The sequence below is a fragment of the Ruegeria sp. CDSA079 genome (assembly GCF_059612245.1).
In genome coordinates this window covers 47,870-63,538 of the sequence record NZ_JBXWQF010000001.1, presented here as the reverse complement: position 1 = coordinate 63,538, position 15,669 = coordinate 47,870, and the positions used below count along the sequence as shown (strand labels likewise).

Below are 15,669 nucleotides of genomic sequence, written 5' to 3'. Positions count from 1 at the left end.
GCGCAAGCCACAGTTTCAAAATTTAGTGCTTGGATGACAAAACGGCCCACAAGTGCAGATCGTAACGGCGTCAGAACGTGTAGTTCAGCCCGAATCTCAAGCCACCGTATTTGGGCGTCGACTTCGTCGAAAAACCCGAACTGAACTCAACCGTTTGCGATTTGAACTGAACGTACTCATACTCACCAGTGATTGACCAATCATCCGTCAGTTTATGCTCAGCCCCGATGCTTGCAGAATACCCGCCGCGCCGGTCTGTAACCGAGAAATTCTGCACCGAACTGCCCACCGCGATGCTGTTGGTCGTCTCGATATCGCCCCAAATATATCCGACACTGACAAAATACAGAATGCTGCCGCTACGGTTTGTCACGCCGTTTCGCAATCGGATCGCCAGTACGTCAGACACTTCTGTGCCACCTTGCACGTCGACCCCCGAAATCCGAGCGCTAACGCTGTCGTCAAGTGACCCAAATTGATATCCGACTTCAAAGCCATAGACGAAGTCGCGCCCGCCTCTGGCGGGCAAGACGCCACGCCAGCCACCGCGCAACTCGCCATAAGAGCCAGACAGATCCTGATCCCCAATGTCGAACAAACCGGTAGGCGTTGTCAGGCCGAACCGATCATCCCCGCCCGCGCCATAGCCACCGGCCAATCCCAAATAGAAGGCATGGACATCACTACCGATCCTGGATGGGCTGATCACCTCAGGCTCGGTCACCGGGCCTTCCAGATCGCCCGCGTTCGATGCGCTGGCCAGAAGGATAACAAGCGACGCAGCAGGCAGCGTTTTGACAACACTTGGATGTCTGAAGTTCGTAAGGGTCGTCACTCGTGCCTCCATAACTCCGGCCACAACACCGGCCCAAAACCGTTTTTGCACGCAAAACATCACGCCCGGAAAAACTTGGCTCTTCTCCGAGCATAGTTACAAGCAATAAATCAAGGGTAAATTTTAGAAACATCCACCAATTATGGTGGAAAATCAGTGGATATTCGCCGATCTACAGCAACTCTCCCGCCAGCGAATTGGCACCCGACTCGGTAATCCGAATCTTCTTCAGGTCTCCAATGGCGATCTCGGCCCCCCTCACGTGAACCGAATGCAAATACTCAGACTTTCCGACCATCTGCCCGGGTTGGCGGCCCGGTTTTTCGAACAGAACGCGGACGGTGCGGCCCACCATGCCGTCCTGGATTTCCCTTTGGTGACGGGTGATCAGGGCCTGAAGCCGCTGCAAACGTTCATCCGCTGCCGCCGGATCGACCTGAGCCCGTTCGGTCGCCGGCGTTCCGGGGCGCGTAGAATATTTGAAGGAATAGGCGTAGCCGTATTTGACCTCTTCGACCAGATCCATCGTCGCCTGAAAATCCTCATCGGTCTCTTCAGGGAAACCGACGATGAAATCCCCTGACATCACAATATCCGGGCGGGCCGCTCTAATACGCTCGATCAGGCGTAAATAACTTTCGGCCGTGTGGCTGCGGTTCATTCGCTTGAGAATGCGGTCCGAGCCCGACTGCACCGGCAAGTGCAGGTAAGGCATCAGCTTGTCGCAAGTGCCATGAGCCTCGATTAGATCATCAGCCATGTCATTGGGGTGCGACGTAGTAAAGCGAATCCGCTCCAGCCCGTCGACCTTGTTCAGTTCCCAGATCAGACCTGCCAAAGTCATGTCCCCGTTCGGGCCTGTACCGTGATAGGCATTCACATTCTGCCCCAGCAGAGTGATCTCGCGCACCCCGCGCTCGACCAGATCCTGCGCCTCGCGAATAATGCGATCGGCTGGGCGGCTGACTTCGGCACCACGCGTGTAAGGCACGACACAGAAGGCACAGAACTTGTCGCAGCCTTCCTGAACAGTCAGAAACGCCGTCGGGCCACGCTTGGCCTTGGGGCGGTTCTTCAATTTCTCAAACTTGTCCTCTTCGGGAAAATCCGTATCCAGTGCCTTTTCGCCTGCGCGGGTCTTGGCCTCCATCTCGGGCAAACGATGATAGCTTTGCGGACCAACGACCAGATCGACCAGCGGTTGGCGGCGCATGATCTCTTCACCTTCAGCCTGCGCGACACATCCCGCGACGCCGATTTTCAGATCAGGATTCTCGGCCTTCAGACCCTTGAACCGGCCCAGTTCGGAATAGACCTTTTCCGCAGCCTTTTCACGAATGTGGCAGGTGTTCAGCAGGATCATATCCGCATCATCGGGCGTCTTGGTTTCGACGTAGCCCTGCCCGCCCAGTGCCTCAGACATGCGCTCACTGTCATAGACATTCATCTGACAGCCATAGGTCTTGATAAACAGCTTCTTCGGTTCGGACATGGATCGGGCCTTTGCATTCGCGGGACCGGCGTCATCTATATGCTTCGAACGCCGCTTGCAATGCGAGCGCAATTACCCGAATTTGGCAGGACTTTCCAGCAAGGCAAAACCGAAAACACACGATGAATTACGAATCCCCGAACCATTTTCTGAAATCGGGTCAGACCGCATTGGCCAAAGGTCCCATCGCATTGATTTTTGCCGAAGACGGAATCGAGCTGGACAGCACTGTGCGGCACCACCTGAATCTGGGGTTCAAATCCGTGCTTGTGTTCATGCCGCAAGACTTGGCTCTCGACCCTGAGCTGGCCGATCACGTGCATCGGATCACACTGAAATGCTCGCCCCGAACTGTGGTGTTTGAAACCATAAACCGGGTTATTCAGGCCGCACCCGGCCTTTGGATGTATTATTGTTATAACGCCGAGTACCTTTTTTACCCATTTAGCGAAACGCGCAGCGTTGGCGAAATGCTGGCCTTTCACAGCGAAGAGCGGCGCAATGCGATGCTCAGCTATGTCATTGACCTCTATGCCGATGATCTTTGCACCTATCCCAACGGAGTCGCGCCTGAGCAGGCGCTCTTCGACAGCACGGACTACTATGCCCATACCCGCCACGACCCAAGCGGCCAGCCTTTGGACCGGCAAGTGAATATCTCGGGCGGGTTGCGCTGGCGATACGAAGAGCACGTTCCTTACGAACGCCGCCGTATCGACCGGATTGCCCTGTTCAAATCGCAAAAAGGGCTGGTGCTGAGGCCCGACCATACGTTCAATGAACCGGAATACAACACCTATTCCTGCCCCTGGCATCACAACATGACTGCCGCCATTTGCTCTTTTCGGGCAGCAAAAGCCCTAAAGACAAATGCAGGGTCCACGTTTGACATCCCCAGCTTTCGCTGGCGGAACTCAGTTCCGTTTGAATGGCAGTCTCGCCAACTTCTGGATTTGGGTCTGATCGAATCAGGTCAGTGGTTCTGAGACGCCTCAGCGTTGCAACAGCATCGGGAACCAGTCCTCGCGCAAGCGTTGGCCCGGTGTCATGTCGTGACCGGGGAACGGGGGCGAGGTCCGACCCGGGCGCTCAACGTAACACGCGTCATCCCCCACCAGGCGCAGCGAGAATGCGCGGCGGCGGCTGTCCGACTGGTTGCCCCGCGCGCCATGCAACGTACGATAGTTGAACGCCACAGCGTCGCCGGGCTCCATTTCGAACTCAACAACTCTCATGCCCTCGGCATCGGGGTCCGGGACGGGGATGTACTGACCTTCGTCCGGAAAGAACCCTTCCTCTGACACCCAACGGGTCGGCAGAACCTCTTTCTCCCACCGATGCGATCCGGCGACACAGCGCAGCGTCGCCTGCTGCACCGGATCCAGCGGAGACCAGAAGCTGATGTTCTGCTGGCCTTCGACGAAGTAATACGGTCCGTCCTGATGCCAGGGCGTGGCCATCGACGTGCCGGGCTCTTTGACCAGCACGTGATCGTGGAACATCTGAACGCTTTGCGATTGCATCAGATCGGCCGCAACCTCGGCCGCGGGCGATTTTTCGATGACTTCGCGAAACTGAGGGATGCGGGTCCAGTTGCAGTAGTCATCAAAGAAAAGCCCTGTTTCGCCAGACTTTTTGTTTTCAGACGCATAAGGGCCAGGTTCAGCCATATTTGCGGCCACCCCATCGCGCAGTTGATCCACATACCCCGTGAACAGCCCTTTGATCAGGACAACGCCATCTTGCTGATAGGTGTCGATCATCGCTTGAGAAACTAGTGGGTGAGGCATCCGGATCTCCTTTGGCTTTTATCCCGGTTTTGCTCTGAACGTGCATTCTGTTCAAATCATATCTTTCTAAGTAATAAATAACTTGATGTTATATATTTCACTTCGCCAATATGAATATGTCTGCGCGATCGGGTGCCACGGCAGCCTGTCGGTCGCGGCACAGCACCTGAATGTGTCGCAGCCAGCCTTGTCCACTGCGCTGACACGTGTTGAAGAGCATCTTGGCCATCCGTTGTTCACCCGTCGCCGGGGTGCAGCCATGGCCCTGACCCCTCAGGGGCGCAGGTTTATCGAACAGGCTGAGGCTTTGCTGAACGATGCCGCCCGAATCGAAGCCTCTGAGACTCCGGCACCGGGTATGACACAATTGAGGTTGGGGTGTTTTACGGACCTCGCCCCCTTCTTGCTGGCCCCTGCCCTGCATCATTTGCGCGTTGCCTTCCCAAATCTTGCAATTTCCTATGTCGCCGCGTCTTTCGAAGGGCTTCTGAACAGCATGATCGACGGCCAGATCGACATAGCGATCACTTATGATCTGACCATGGATGCCGGGTTCACCCGAGCAAAGCTGTTCGACAGCAAACCAAAAGCGTTGATGTCGCCGGATCATCCGCTGGCATCAACGGATGGCGTTACCCTGACCGATATCGCAATCCACCCTTTGATCCTGTCAACTGAAGGGCTTTCTGCGCAGCACATTCTTGGCCTGTTTCGGCGCATGGGTCTGCGCCCAACAGTCGCGCACCGGGCAGCATCGCTGGAGATTCAGCGCAGTCTTGCAGCCCATGGCGAGGGAATCGGAATCAGCTATGCCAGCCCGCCCAGTTCGATCAGCTATGACGGTCGACTTTTGGTCGGTATTCCGATCACCGACCCGGACGCTGCTGAGTCTGTGGTTCTGGCACGTCACGGTACAGGCCCGGCCGACCCAACAATTGATCTGGCTGAACGCGTTCTACAGGATGGTTTGCAGCAGAATTGAAAACCTATTTCTTGCGCAACCGGATGACAACATCGACCGACGCGATCTCAACCCCTTCGGGCGCTTCGGGAAGGCGCTGAATGACCAGTTGATCCGAGGGCGCATCACTCAGACGGGCTTCGTCTTCCCAATAAAAATGGGGGTGATCGTGGGTATTGGTATCGAAATAGCTTTTCGAGCCATCCACGGTGATTTCTTGTAGAACACCTGCCTCGCAAAACGCGCGAAGAGTATTATAAACCGTGGCCAGAGAAACCGCATCCCCGTTTGCCTTGGCAGAATCGAACAGGCTTTCTGCGGTAACATGGCGATGACGGCCATCGCCCACCAAAAGCTCGGCCAGCGCCACACGCTGGCGCGTGGGTCGCAAGCCAGCATTCACCAGCCAACCCGTTGCTATTTCGCGGCTCTGAGGTGTCATCAATCCGATACTCATAGTTGCTTCTTTTATATATAGGGGCGCATAGTCGACAATTTCAAATGAATTTCATTCGCAAGATGGGTACGTACACAAGATGATGTGGCGCACCGCTCTTGCAGGACCTTGCAAACGGGTGATAGACGAGGCCAGATATATAGACAGACCCCCGGCAGGAAAGGCGGCAGAATGGCCCAGTTCCCTAGCAGTTTTGACAAAGATGATCTGCTGAAATGCGCCCGCGGCGAATTATTCGGCCCCGGCAACGCCCAATTGCCCGCGCCGCCGATGCTGATGATGGACCGGATCACCGACATCTCGGGCGATGGTGGTGCGCATGGCAAAGGCCATGTGGTAGCCGAGTTTGATATTACACCTGACCTTTGGTTCTTTGACTGCCATTTCCCCGGCAACCCGATCATGCCGGGCTGTCTGGGTCTGGATGGCCTGTGGCAGTTGACCGGCTTCAATCTGGGCTGGCGCGGCTGGCAGGGACGCGGCTATGCGCTGGGTGTGGGCGAGGTCAAACTGACCGGAATGGTCCGCCCGGACCGCAAAATGCTAACATACTACATCGACTTCACGAAAGCCCTTCAAACCCGTCGCCTGACCATGGGTGTGGCGGATGGCCGGGTCGAAGCCGATGGCGAAGTGATTTATCAGGTCAAGGATATGAAGGTTGCACTGTCCGAAAGCTAACCCCGGCTTTCTGACACGTCACTGAAAACGAACTACAGGAGTACGCTTATGCGTCGCGTCGTCGTCACCGGTCTGGGGGTTGTTTCCTCCATCGGGAACAATGCCGAAGAGGTCTTGGCCTCGCTCAAAGCAGGCAAATCCGGGATCGAGGCCAACGAGCAGATGGTCGAACACGGTTTTCGCAGCCAGATCGCCGGTTCGCTCAAGATCGACGTCTCTGAACATGTGGACAAGCGCACCCTACGCTTTATGGGCCCCGGTGCTGCCTACGCTCATGTCGCCATGAGCCAGGCGATTTCCGACGCCGGTCTGACCGAGGATCAGGTTGTTAACCCGCGCACTGGTTTGGTCGCTGGCTCGGGTGGTCCGTCGACCAGCGCCATGCTGTCGGCACATCAAACTGTTTTGAAAACTGGCGCAACCAAGCGGATCGGGCCGTTTGCAGTGCCAAAATGCATGTGTTCGACGATTTCGGCAAACCTGGCGACAGCGTTCAAGATCAAGGGCATCAACTATTCGATCACCTCGGCCTGCTCGACATCACTGCACTGCATCGGCAACGCGGCAGAACAAATTATGCTCGGCAAGCAGGACGTGATGTTTGCCGGCGGCGGTGAGGAACTGGACTGGACATTGTCCTGTCTGTTCGACGCCATGGGCGCGATGTCCTCGAAATACAATGACACGCCCGAGAAAGCATCGCGTGCGTTCGACGAAAACCGCGACGGTTTCGTGATTTCCGGTGGCGGCGGGATCGTTGTGCTGGAAGAACTGGAACACGCTCTGGCTCGTGGCGCAAAGATCTATGCCGAAGTCACCGGATACGCGGCAACTTCGGACGGCCATGACATGGTGGCCCCGTCCGGCGAAGGCGGTGAGCGTGCGATGCGTCTGGCTCTGGACACTCTGCCCGAAGGCCGCAAAGTGGATTACATCAACGCCCATGGCACCTCGACTCCGGTTGGCGATGTGGGTGAGGTTGAGGCCGTGCGCCGTATCTTTGGCCAAGGCAGCGTACCGCCGATTTCGTCGACCAAATCGATGACCGGCCACGCGCAGGGGGCCGCAGGAGCGCTTGAGGCGATCTTCTGCCTGCTGATGCTGGACCATGATTTCATTACACCGTCGATCAACGTCGACACGCTTGCCGAAGGCATCCTGCCCGGTGAAATTGCAACCGAAGTGGTTGAAAACGCAGGACTGGACAGTGTCATGACCAACAGCTTCGGCTTTGGTGGCACCAACGGGTCCATGATTCTGTCAAAGTATAACGGGTGAAAGTGATGTCGGATCTTCTTAAAGGTAAACGCGGCCTGATCATGGGCGTGGCCAATGACCGCTCAATCGCGTGGGGCATTGCCAAGGCCATGCACGAGGCCGGTGCCGAACTGGCATTCACCTATCAGGGCGAGGCATTCGGCAAACGGCTGGAACCCTTGGCCCAAAGCCTTGGCAGCGATTTCATGGTCGATGCGGATGTCACTGATGACGAATCGCTGGACCGTGCATTTGATGAACTGGCCCAACGCTGGCCGACCATCGATTTTGTCGTCCATGCCATCGCCTATTCGGACAAGTCCGAATTGACGGGCCGTTTCCTGAACACCACGCGGGCGAACTTCAAACACTCGATGGATGTCTCGGCCTATTCCTTCATCGAAGTGGCGCGTCGCGCCTATCCGATGATGAAGGACAATGGCGGCTCACTTCTGACCCTGACTTATCAGGGATCGAACCGCGTTGTACCGAATTACAACGTCATGGGTGTGGCCAAGGCGGCTCTGGAATCGGCGACACGCTATCTGGCCAATGACCTTGGTCCTGACGGCATCCGCGTGAACGCTATTTCACCCGGACCGATGAAAACCCTCGCCGGTGCGGCCATCGGCGGCGCGCGCAAGACCTACAAGTTCTGCGACCAGAACGCTCCGATGCGGGCAAATGCAACGCTTGAGGCTGTCGGCGGAACTGCTGTCTACCTGACTTCGGATGCAGGGTCCTGTACATCTGGTGAGATTATCCGCGTTGATGGTGGCTTCCACGTTCTGGGTATGCCGCAGCCTGACTTTATGTGACCATATCTTTCCCTGCCGTCGTCAAGTTTTTACCATCTTTGGGCGGCAGGAAATTGATATGAGCAAGCTAGATCAAATCATTGCAAACAACGCACGTGCAACGCAAAGCCGGAGAAAGTCCGGTTTGCTGAGTCAACGGGCCAGAGTTCTTTTGCTGACGCTGACATGTATGTTGTTGGCGTTTGTCTTTTTCACTCAACCGCAAGTCCGTTCGGCGATCGAAACACTGATCCGGTGAATCCCGGGCCGGGGAACCGACCCGAGCCGAAGATCAGTTGATCGAGACGACCTCAATCTCAAAAACCAAATCCTGACCCGCCAAAGGGTGGTTGGCGTCCAGCGTTACGGTCACCTCGTCCGCGCCAACCACTGTCACCGGCACGGCCTGGCCATCTGGTGTCTGCATTTGCAACTGCGTTCCGGGCTCAAGCGGGATGTCGTCGGGAATGCCTTCGCGGGGAATTTCCTGACGCATCGCCGGATTGATGGGACCGTATGCTTCCACACAGGCAATTTCGACCCGTTTTTTGTCCCCTGCAGACAGGCCAGGCATCGCGCTGTCCAGCCCGGGAATGATCTGGCCAGATCCAACCACAAACTCCAACGGATCGCGCCCATCCGAACTGTCAAAGACTTTGCCGTCCAGCAGCGTACCGGTGTAGTGGATGCGAACCGTGTCGCCTTGTTTGATCTCGGTCATCGTGGCCTCCGGCCGTTTTGTAGAATTGAGCGGCCAAACCTAGGGCCTGACACAATCTTGTAAACCCCTGGCTCTTTCACCCCCCTCGTTGTTGTGCCAACCTGCGCGCGATCAGAGGAGGATCACATGCCGATCACCACCTGTGTCTTCGACGCTTACGGAACACTTTTCGACGTTGCAGCAGCAGCCCGCCAGGCTGCGGACGAACCGGGATTTGAAGCCCTCAAAGACAAATGGCCCGCGGTCGCGGGGCATTGGCGTCTGAAGCAATTGCAGTACACATGGCTGCGTGCCGTTGCCGACGCACATGCCGATTTCTGGGATGTCACTCAGGACGGGCTGGATTGGGCGCTGGAAGCCACTGGCCTCCAAGGCGACCCAAAACTGCGCCAGCGCCTGCTTGATTTATATTGGGAACTGCAGGCTTACCCCGAAGTTCCCAACATGTTGAAAGCGCTTAAAGATGGCGGGATGCAAACGGCGATTCTGTCCAACGGATCGCCGCCCATGTTGGATGGTGCGGTTCGATCTGCCGGCATCGGCGAGGTACTGGATGACGTGCTGTCGGTAGAAAGTGTCGGTATCTTCAAGCCCCATGCCAAGGTCTACGATCTGGTACAAGACAGGTTTGGCTGCGCGCGCGATGAGGTTTTGTTCGTCAGTTCAAACGGTTGGGACGCTGCCGGCGCCAGCGGGTACGGCTTTGTCACCGCCTGGGTCAACAGGGCTGCCGAGCCGATGGACCGCCTGCCGTGGACACCTGCGCACGTGCTGTCCGATTTAACCTCGATCCCGAAATTAGCAGGGCTTTGATGTCAGACTTCACAACCACAGATGGCCAACGCATCTATTTCGAGGACACCGGCACCGGTACGCCGCTTATGTGTCTGGCTGGTCTGACCCGAAACAGCCGCGACTTTTCGTTTTTTGCCCCTCATGCCGCCGACCTGCGCATGATTGCAATGGACTACAGGGGGCGCGGTCGGTCGGGCTATGACGCCGATTTCATGAACTACAACATCTTTCGCGAATCGCATGACGCGATTGAGCTGCTGGATTTTCTGGGAATCGAGAAAACCTTTGTTCTGGGCACGTCGCGGGGTGGTCTGATTGCGATGGCTTTGGCCGCGAGTCATCCTGAACGGTTGGCCGGGGTGATCCTGAATGATGTTGGACCTGTCATTGAACTATCCGGCATTGCCAAAATCATGGCTTATGTGGGCGCGCAGCCAACTGCAAAAACCTATGATGAGGCCGCAGTGGCGCTGAAACAGGTAATGGAGCCTCAATTCCCTGGTGTTCCGCTGGAAACCTGGCGCATGCAGGCCGAAATTCAGTACGAAAAACAGGAAAATGGTTTGGCTCTGCGCTACGACCCTGCACTGCGCAAGGCGCTGATCGAGCAAGCCGCAAGCGGGGCCACGCCTGATCTGTGGATGTTCTTTGACGCCCTGAGCAACATTTCAACAGGTGTAATCCGAGGGGCAAATTCAGACGTACTGAGCGCTGATACCATTGCCAAAATGCACGACCGCCATCCGGGCTTGATCTCAACCGAAGTTCCCGATCGCGGGCATGTTCCGTTTCTAAACGAACCTCAATCTTTGGACTTAATTCAAAAGGTATTGAAGAACGACGTATGAGCACAATTGAGATGATCGAAGCCGCAGCAGAACGGCTGAACGGACACATCCGCAAGACACCGATCCTGTCTTCCCCTTTTCTCGACAAGCCCGCCGGACGTCGGATTTTGATTAAACCGGAATGCCTACAACATACCGGTAGTTTCAAGTTTCGGGGGGCATGGTCTGCAATTTCTGCGCTGGATGAGGCAGAACGCAAGAACGGTGTGATCGCGTATTCCTCGGGCAACCACGCGCAAGGCGTTGCCATGGCGGCCTCGAAACACAGCATTGCATCGGTCATCGTCATGCCGTCGGATGCGCCACGTCTGAAGATCGAAAATACCCGTGCACTCGGGGCCGAGGTTGTCTTGTATGACCGCGCAATCGAAAAACGGGAAGAAATTGGCGAGGGCATTGCAGCCGAGCGCGGCCTGACCCTGATCCGACCTTATGACGAACCTCAGGTTATTGCAGGTCAAGGCACCACCGGGCTTGAAATCGCCCAGCAAGCAGCGGATCTGGGGGTAACTCAGGCGGATGTGCTGGTCTGTTGTGGCGGGGGCGGCCTGACCTCGGGAATCGCTCTGGCCTTGGAGAAACACGCGCCAAACCTGCGCGCGCGCCCTTGTGAACCGGAAGGTTTCGATGACGTCAAACGATCACTGGCATCAGGCCAGATTCAAAACAACAAAGCGGCTTCGGGTAACATTTGCGATGCTATTCTAACGCCGCAACCAGGTGATATAACGTTTCCGATTCTCAACCGTCTGTGCGGTCCGGGCATGTCTGTCACGGAAGAAGAGGCTTTGCGCGCTATGGCTTTGGCCTTTCTGCGCCTCAAGATCGTACTGGAACCCGGCGGCGCGGTGGCTCTGGCCTCGGCCCTGTTCCGAGGCGATCAGATCGAAGGTGACGACGTGATTGTGGTTGCGTCTGGCGGCAACGTCGATCCCGCAGTATTTGCAAGGGCGTTGGAATTCCTGACCTGACAGGGATGCATAACATGTGCATGTTGCACCCCTAAGGCCATGGCGACAAGGAAGCCAGTCATGAAAATCGCTGATCTTGGCGACGTGCAATTAAACTACCGCATCGACGGCCCAACAGACGGGGCACCTTTGGTGTTCGCCAATTCCCTGGGAACCAACCTGCATTTGTGGGACGCGGTACTGCCACATCTGCCAGCAGGGCTGCGTGTGATCCGGTACGACAAACGCGGTCACGGGAAATCCTCGGTGCCGCCCGCGCCTTACTCGATGGGCGCATTGATACGCGATACTGAGGCGTTGCTGGATCACCTACAGGTCCGCGACTGTGTTTTCGTGGGACTATCCATTGGTGGGATGATTGCACAAGGGCTTGCCATCAAGCGCATGGACCAGATCCGCGGATTGGTCCTTTCGAACACAGCCGCCAAAATCGCCACTCCTTCGGTCTGGCAGGATCGGATCGAGGCCGTGCGTAAAGGCGGGATCGAAGCACTGGCCGATGCAACGATGGAACGTTGGTTTTCGCGTGATTTTCGCACCGCGCAATACCACCTGCCTTGGCACGACATGATGGTGGGCCAGCCGGCTGAGGGATATCTGGGCTGTTGCTCGGCCATTGCAGGCACAGATTTCTATACCCCAACAAGCGGGTTGCGCCTGCCGACCTTGGGCATTGCAGGCAGCGAAGACGGATCGACACCCCCCGATCTGGTGCGGGAAACCGTCGATCTAATCCCGGGGTCCCGGTTCCGGCTGATCCGCCGGGCCGGACATTTGCCCTGCGTTGAAAAACCAGAGGAATACGCAGAAATCCTGACTGGTTTTCTGACCGAAATCGGACATATCTGAAGGAGAACGGCAATGGCGTCTTTCCTGTTGGTCCACGGCTCATGCCACGGTGCATGGTGCTGGCGCGACCTGATCCCCGCGCTTGAGGCTTTTGGTCATTCCGTCAAAGCCATCGACATGCCCAGCCATGGGGCAGACCCAACACCAGTGGACGAGGTCACGCTGGACAGCTGCCGCGACGCTGTACTGCACGCCAGCACGTCGGATACAATCATTGTTGGCCATTCCTGGGGCGGCTATCCGATCAGCGCCGCCGCCGAGGCGCAACCCAACGCGATGCGCGCGCTGATCTATCTGTGCGCCTATGTGCCCAAAAACGGCCTGGCCATGGCCGAGATGCGCAGGCTTGGCACGAGACAGACCATCGCCCACGCCGTTGAAAAATCCCCGGATGGGATGTCATACACCGTTTCCGCCGAGGCTATCCCCCAGCTATTCTACCATGATTGCCCTGACGGCATCCTGCCTTATGCCTATGCGCGCCTGTGCCCTCAGGCCATTCGCCCACAGGAAACGCCCCTTCCAACGGGTGCAAATTTCGACAGTGTGCCCAAAGCCTACCTTCGCACCATCGACGACCGCACAATCCCAACGGAATACCAAGCCGAGATGAGCGACCCCATCCCCGAAGATCTGCGCCGCACGATCAACAGTTCGCATTCCCCGTTCTTCTCGCACCCACGCGAGCTTGCGAAAATGCTGTCCGAACTGGCGGACAGACTGCCCTAACCTATCGCGACGGCATTTTGATCGGCGCTGAACTCTCTCTTTCCTCATTCGGCAAGCCTGCCTAGGGTGCGCTGAACAGTTCACTTGCCGGGTCCCATGCGTCTGCCGTTTTTCTTCATCCTCAGCATCGTCATGATCGACGCCATGGGCATCGGTCTGGTGATGCCGATCATGCCGGAACTGATTGTCGAGGTTCAGGGCAGCACGCTTGCCAATGCAGCGATCTGGGGGGGCGTGCTGAGCACAGCCTTCGCCGCGATTCAGTTTATCTTCGGACCCATTCTTGGAAACCTTTCAGACGCGTACGGACGAAGAACCGTTCTGCTGGTGTCCCTATTTGTCATGGCACTGGATTATGTCGTCATGGCTGTTGCAGGCAGCATTTGGCTGTTGCTGATTGGTCGGATCGTAGGTGGTATAACCGCTGCCACCCATGCCACCGCTGCGGCGTTTATGGCAGATGTGTCCGACCCCAAGGACAAGGCCGCGAACTTTGGCCTCCTGGGTGCTGCCTTTGGTATAGGCTTCGTCCTTGGGCCTGTCATCGGTGGATTGCTCAGTGAATATGGCACGCGTGGACCGTTTTGGGCCGCTGCCGGTTTGGCGGCGCTGACCTTCTGCATCGGCTGCCTCGTAATGCCCGAGACCGTAACCGACAAGACCCGACGCGCTTTCAGCCTGCAACGCGCAAACCCTCTCAATTCGCTGCGCGCCATTGCCGCTTTACCCGGTATCCGACCGCTGCTCTGGGTCTATTTCCTGTATTCGGTGTCCATCTACGTCTACCCTGCGATCTGGTCCTATTTCACGACCGAGCGGTTCGGATGGTCCCCGCAGATGATTGGCCTTTCCCTGGGTGTCTACGGTATCGGCATGGCCATTGTGCAAGGCGGATTGATCCGGCCCGCCATCCGGTTTCTGGGCGAGCGGGGCACAATCATCTTCGGGATGGGTTTTGAGATCATAAGCTTCGCCTTTCTGGCCTTTCTCACCAACGGCCTCATCGCGCTGCTTCTCATTCCAATAACGGCCATCGGAGCGGTCATCACACCCGCCCTTCAGGCCATGATGTCCAAGGCCACGCCGGATTCGCAGCAAGGTGAATTGCAGGGCGTTCTAACCGCATTGCACGCGCTGTCGATGGTGATCTCACCTTTGCTGATGACCTCAGTTTTCGCGCAGTTTATCCGGCCCGACACCCCGCTCTATCTACCCGGCGCACCCTTCCTGCTGGCACTTGTACTGATGCTGGCAGGGTTCTTGTTGTTTCGCAGGTCCCGGCCTGTCGTGGCGTAACAACGACATAAAAATGGCGATTTCTGCCTTGCGAGCTGCTGTTTCCCGCGCCACCGTGAAACCAACGGGAATGAGGGACAACATGCAAACAATCAAAGCCGCAGTCTGTCGGGCCTTTGGCGAACCTTTGGTGATCGAAGAAATTCAGCTCGCTGCCCCCGGCGCGGGCGAGATCGAGGTAACGCTGGACGCCGTGGCCATCTGCCATTCGGATATATCATTTGCCGAAGGGGCCTGGGGTGGGTTCCTGCCCGCCGTCTACGGCCACGAAGCCGCAGGTGTGATCAGCGCGGTCGGAGAGGGCGCAGGAGATTTCAAAGTCGGCGACCCCGTGGTTGTCACTTTGATCCGTGCTTGTGGAACATGCCCCAGTTGCGCGGGCGGAAAACCAACAATCTGCGAAACACCATACGATACCGTCGAAGGCCCGTTGAAAACCGGTGATGGCGACCCGCTCGAACAGGCCATGGCATGCGGCGCATTTGCTGAAAAAGTTGTGGTGAGCCACCGCCAGATTGTCAAAATCCCGGAAACCCTACCCAAGGACCTTGCCAGCTTGTTGTCCTGCGGTGTGATCACCGGGGTTGGGGCTGCTGTGAACGCGGCAGGCTTGCGCCCCGGCCAGGATGTCGTGGTCATTGGTGCCGGCGGCGTTGGCCTGAACGCCATTCAGGGCGCGCGTATCGCTGGCGCGCGGCGGATCGTAGCCGTGGATATGACCGAGGAAAAGCTTGAGATCGCCAAAGAGTTCGGCGCGACCCACGGCGTATTGGCCAGTTTGGACCAACCGTGGAAGGCCGCTTACAAGGCGTTGGGTGGACGCGGCGCAGATGCGGTTCTGATCACTGTCGGCGCGATTCCTGCCTATGATCAGGCGCCGCGCTATCTCGGACGTGGCGGCAAGGCGATCATGATCGGGATGCCGCATTCCGGTGACATGGCCAGTTATGAACCCGTTGTTCTGGCGGCCCTTGGTCAGGGCGTTGTTGGGTCGAAGATGGGCGACGTGGTGATCCAGCGCGATATTCCTTGGATGGTGGACCTGTATGAACAGGGGCGCCTGAAGCTGGATGAGCTGATCTCGGGTCGCTGGTCCCTTGATCAGATCAACGAGGCCATCGCCGACACAAAAACCGGATCGGCCAAGCGAAATGTAATCCTGTTCGACAGGACCTAAGCTGACCAAACGG

At 57.1% G+C, this 15,669-nt stretch carries 16 protein-coding genes and 1 pseudogene; 12 read left to right on the top strand and 5 right to left on the bottom strand.

The genetic code is table 11. The annotated features are described in order from the left end of the window. Positions 1-70 precede the first annotated feature (70 nt). Both AC2FJZ_RS00310 and miaB read right to left on the bottom strand, forming a co-directional pair. Positions 71-835 (bottom strand): outer membrane protein, encoded by a 765-nt coding sequence (locus AC2FJZ_RS00310; protein WP_496667618.1) that lies wholly within the window; start codon positions 833-835, stop codon positions 71-73. Between the two features lie 172 nt (positions 836-1,007). Next, positions 1,008-2,327, bottom strand: a complete 1,320-nt coding sequence (miaB, locus tag AC2FJZ_RS00305; protein WP_496775669.1) for a tRNA (N6-isopentenyl adenosine(37)-C2)-methylthiotransferase MiaB — start codon at positions 2,325-2,327, stop codon at positions 1,008-1,010. A gap of 122 nt (positions 2,328-2,449) precedes the next feature. Here miaB and AC2FJZ_RS00300 point away from each other — a divergent pair, with 122 nt between their 5' ends. Then, positions 2,450-3,313 (top strand): glycosyltransferase family protein, encoded by an 864-nt coding sequence (locus tag AC2FJZ_RS00300; RefSeq protein WP_496775668.1) that lies wholly within the window; start codon positions 2,450-2,452, stop codon positions 3,311-3,313. Positions 3,314-3,319: 6 nt separating this feature from the next. Here the strand turns inward: AC2FJZ_RS00300 and AC2FJZ_RS00295 are convergent, their stop codons facing one another. After that, complete coding sequence (locus AC2FJZ_RS00295; protein WP_496775666.1) at positions 3,320-4,117, bottom strand: phytanoyl-CoA dioxygenase family protein; 798 nt, start codon at positions 4,115-4,117, stop codon at positions 3,320-3,322. Between the two features lie 85 nt (positions 4,118-4,202). Between AC2FJZ_RS00295 and AC2FJZ_RS00290 the strand changes: the two genes are divergently transcribed. Then, entirely contained in the window at positions 4,203-5,099 is an 897-nt protein-coding gene (locus AC2FJZ_RS00290; protein WP_496667622.1) for a LysR family transcriptional regulator, read from the top strand. Between the two features lie 4 nt (positions 5,100-5,103). On the opposite strand, the gene irrA is transcribed toward AC2FJZ_RS00290, so the two are convergent. Next, on the bottom strand, positions 5,104-5,520 hold the full coding sequence (irrA, locus tag AC2FJZ_RS00285; RefSeq protein ID WP_050603347.1) for an iron response transcriptional regulator IrrA: 417 nt from the start codon (positions 5,518-5,520) through the stop codon (positions 5,104-5,106). A 186-nt stretch (positions 5,521-5,706) separates the two neighbouring features. Here irrA and fabA point away from each other — a divergent pair, with 186 nt between their 5' ends. Genes fabA through AC2FJZ_RS00270 form a run of 3 tightly spaced genes read left to right on the top strand, consistent with a single transcriptional unit; the run spans position 5,707 to position 8,291 of the window. Next, the gene (fabA, locus tag AC2FJZ_RS00280; protein WP_050603091.1) at positions 5,707-6,216 is read left to right on the top strand and encodes a bifunctional 3-hydroxydecanoyl-ACP dehydratase/trans-2-decenoyl-ACP isomerase; all 510 of its coding nucleotides are present in this window, start codon (positions 5,707-5,709) and stop codon (positions 6,214-6,216) included. 48 nt (positions 6,217-6,264) lie between these two features. Next, positions 6,265-7,494, top strand: a complete 1,230-nt coding sequence (gene fabB / locus AC2FJZ_RS00275) for a beta-ketoacyl-ACP synthase I (protein WP_050603090.1) — start codon at positions 6,265-6,267, stop codon at positions 7,492-7,494. 5 nt (positions 7,495-7,499) lie between these two features. After that, positions 7,500-8,291, top strand: a complete 792-nt coding sequence (locus AC2FJZ_RS00270; RefSeq protein ID WP_050603346.1) for an enoyl-ACP reductase FabI — start codon at positions 7,500-7,502, stop codon at positions 8,289-8,291. Positions 8,292-8,562: 271 nt separating this feature from the next. On the opposite strand, the gene AC2FJZ_RS00265 is transcribed toward AC2FJZ_RS00270, so the two are convergent. Then, entirely contained in the window at positions 8,563-8,991 is a 429-nt protein-coding gene (locus AC2FJZ_RS00265) for an FKBP-type peptidyl-prolyl cis-trans isomerase (RefSeq protein WP_496667624.1), read from the bottom strand. 126 nt (positions 8,992-9,117) lie between these two features. Here AC2FJZ_RS00265 and AC2FJZ_RS00260 point away from each other — a divergent pair, with 126 nt between their 5' ends. The 7 genes and pseudogenes from AC2FJZ_RS00260 (at position 9,118) to AC2FJZ_RS00230 (ending at position 15,656) form a co-directional block, all read left to right on the top strand. Continuing rightward, positions 9,118-9,804: a haloacid dehalogenase type II gene (locus AC2FJZ_RS00260; RefSeq protein ID WP_496775664.1), complete on the top strand. Its 687-nt coding sequence runs from the start codon at positions 9,118-9,120 to the stop codon at positions 9,802-9,804. Then, positions 9,804-10,634, top strand: coding sequence for an alpha/beta fold hydrolase (locus AC2FJZ_RS00255; protein ID WP_496775662.1), 831 nt, complete (start codon positions 9,804-9,806; stop codon positions 10,632-10,634). The genes AC2FJZ_RS00260 and AC2FJZ_RS00255 overlap by 1 nt, the downstream gene beginning before the upstream one ends. Continuing rightward, the gene (locus AC2FJZ_RS00250; protein ID WP_496775661.1) at positions 10,631-11,605 is read left to right on the top strand and encodes a threonine ammonia-lyase; all 975 of its coding nucleotides are present in this window, start codon (positions 10,631-10,633) and stop codon (positions 11,603-11,605) included. The genes AC2FJZ_RS00255 and AC2FJZ_RS00250 overlap by 4 nt, the downstream gene beginning before the upstream one ends. Positions 11,606-11,665: 60 nt before the next feature. Beyond that, on the top strand, positions 11,666-12,454 hold the full coding sequence (gene pcaD, locus AC2FJZ_RS00245) for a 3-oxoadipate enol-lactonase (RefSeq protein WP_496775659.1): 789 nt from the start codon (positions 11,666-11,668) through the stop codon (positions 12,452-12,454). 12 nt (positions 12,455-12,466) lie between these two features. Continuing rightward, positions 12,467-13,090, top strand: a pseudogene (locus AC2FJZ_RS00240) (alpha/beta fold hydrolase); the annotation flags it as partial. Positions 13,091-13,279: 189 nt separating this feature from the next. After that, positions 13,280-14,479: a TCR/Tet family MFS transporter gene (locus AC2FJZ_RS00235; RefSeq protein ID WP_496775657.1), complete on the top strand. Its 1,200-nt coding sequence runs from the start codon at positions 13,280-13,282 to the stop codon at positions 14,477-14,479. A gap of 82 nt (positions 14,480-14,561) precedes the next feature. Beyond that, on the top strand, positions 14,562-15,656 hold the full coding sequence (locus AC2FJZ_RS00230) for a Zn-dependent alcohol dehydrogenase (RefSeq protein ID WP_496775656.1): 1,095 nt from the start codon (positions 14,562-14,564) through the stop codon (positions 15,654-15,656). The last annotated feature ends 13 nt before the right edge of the window (positions 15,657-15,669 follow it).

What these genes read in the sequence shown, in the direction of transcription:
- AC2FJZ_RS00265 (WP_496667624.1), bottom strand. Translation starts at nt 8,991, where the DNA reads ATGACCGAGATCAAACAAGGCGACACGGTTCGCATCCACTACACCGGT.
- AC2FJZ_RS00250 (WP_496775661.1), top strand. Translation starts at nt 10,631, where the DNA reads ATGAGCACAATTGAGATGATCGAAGCCGCAGCAGAACGGCTGAACGGA.
- AC2FJZ_RS00270 (WP_050603346.1), top strand. Translation starts at nt 7,500, where the DNA reads ATGTCGGATCTTCTTAAAGGTAAACGCGGCCTGATCATGGGCGTGGCC.
- fabA (WP_050603091.1), top strand. Translation starts at nt 5,707, where the DNA reads ATGGCCCAGTTCCCTAGCAGTTTTGACAAAGATGATCTGCTGAAATGC.
- miaB (WP_496775669.1), bottom strand. Translation starts at nt 2,327, where the DNA reads ATGTCCGAACCGAAGAAGCTGTTTATCAAGACCTATGGCTGTCAGATG.
- AC2FJZ_RS00260 (WP_496775664.1), top strand. Translation starts at nt 9,118, where the DNA reads ATGCCGATCACCACCTGTGTCTTCGACGCTTACGGAACACTTTTCGAC.
- AC2FJZ_RS00300 (WP_496775668.1), top strand. Translation starts at nt 2,450, where the DNA reads ATGAATTACGAATCCCCGAACCATTTTCTGAAATCGGGTCAGACCGCA.
- AC2FJZ_RS00290 (WP_496667622.1), top strand. Translation starts at nt 4,203, where the DNA reads ATGTTATATATTTCACTTCGCCAATATGAATATGTCTGCGCGATCGGG.
- AC2FJZ_RS00295 (WP_496775666.1), bottom strand. Translation starts at nt 4,117, where the DNA reads ATGCCTCACCCACTAGTTTCTCAAGCGATGATCGACACCTATCAGCAA.
- AC2FJZ_RS00255 (WP_496775662.1), top strand. Translation starts at nt 9,804, where the DNA reads ATGTCAGACTTCACAACCACAGATGGCCAACGCATCTATTTCGAGGAC.
- pcaD (WP_496775659.1), top strand. Translation starts at nt 11,666, where the DNA reads ATGAAAATCGCTGATCTTGGCGACGTGCAATTAAACTACCGCATCGAC.
- irrA (WP_050603347.1), bottom strand. Translation starts at nt 5,520, where the DNA reads ATGACACCTCAGAGCCGCGAAATAGCAACGGGTTGGCTGGTGAATGCT.
- AC2FJZ_RS00235 (WP_496775657.1), top strand. Translation starts at nt 13,280, where the DNA reads ATGCGTCTGCCGTTTTTCTTCATCCTCAGCATCGTCATGATCGACGCC.
- fabB (WP_050603090.1), top strand. Translation starts at nt 6,265, where the DNA reads ATGCGTCGCGTCGTCGTCACCGGTCTGGGGGTTGTTTCCTCCATCGGG.
- AC2FJZ_RS00230 (WP_496775656.1), top strand. Translation starts at nt 14,562, where the DNA reads ATGCAAACAATCAAAGCCGCAGTCTGTCGGGCCTTTGGCGAACCTTTG.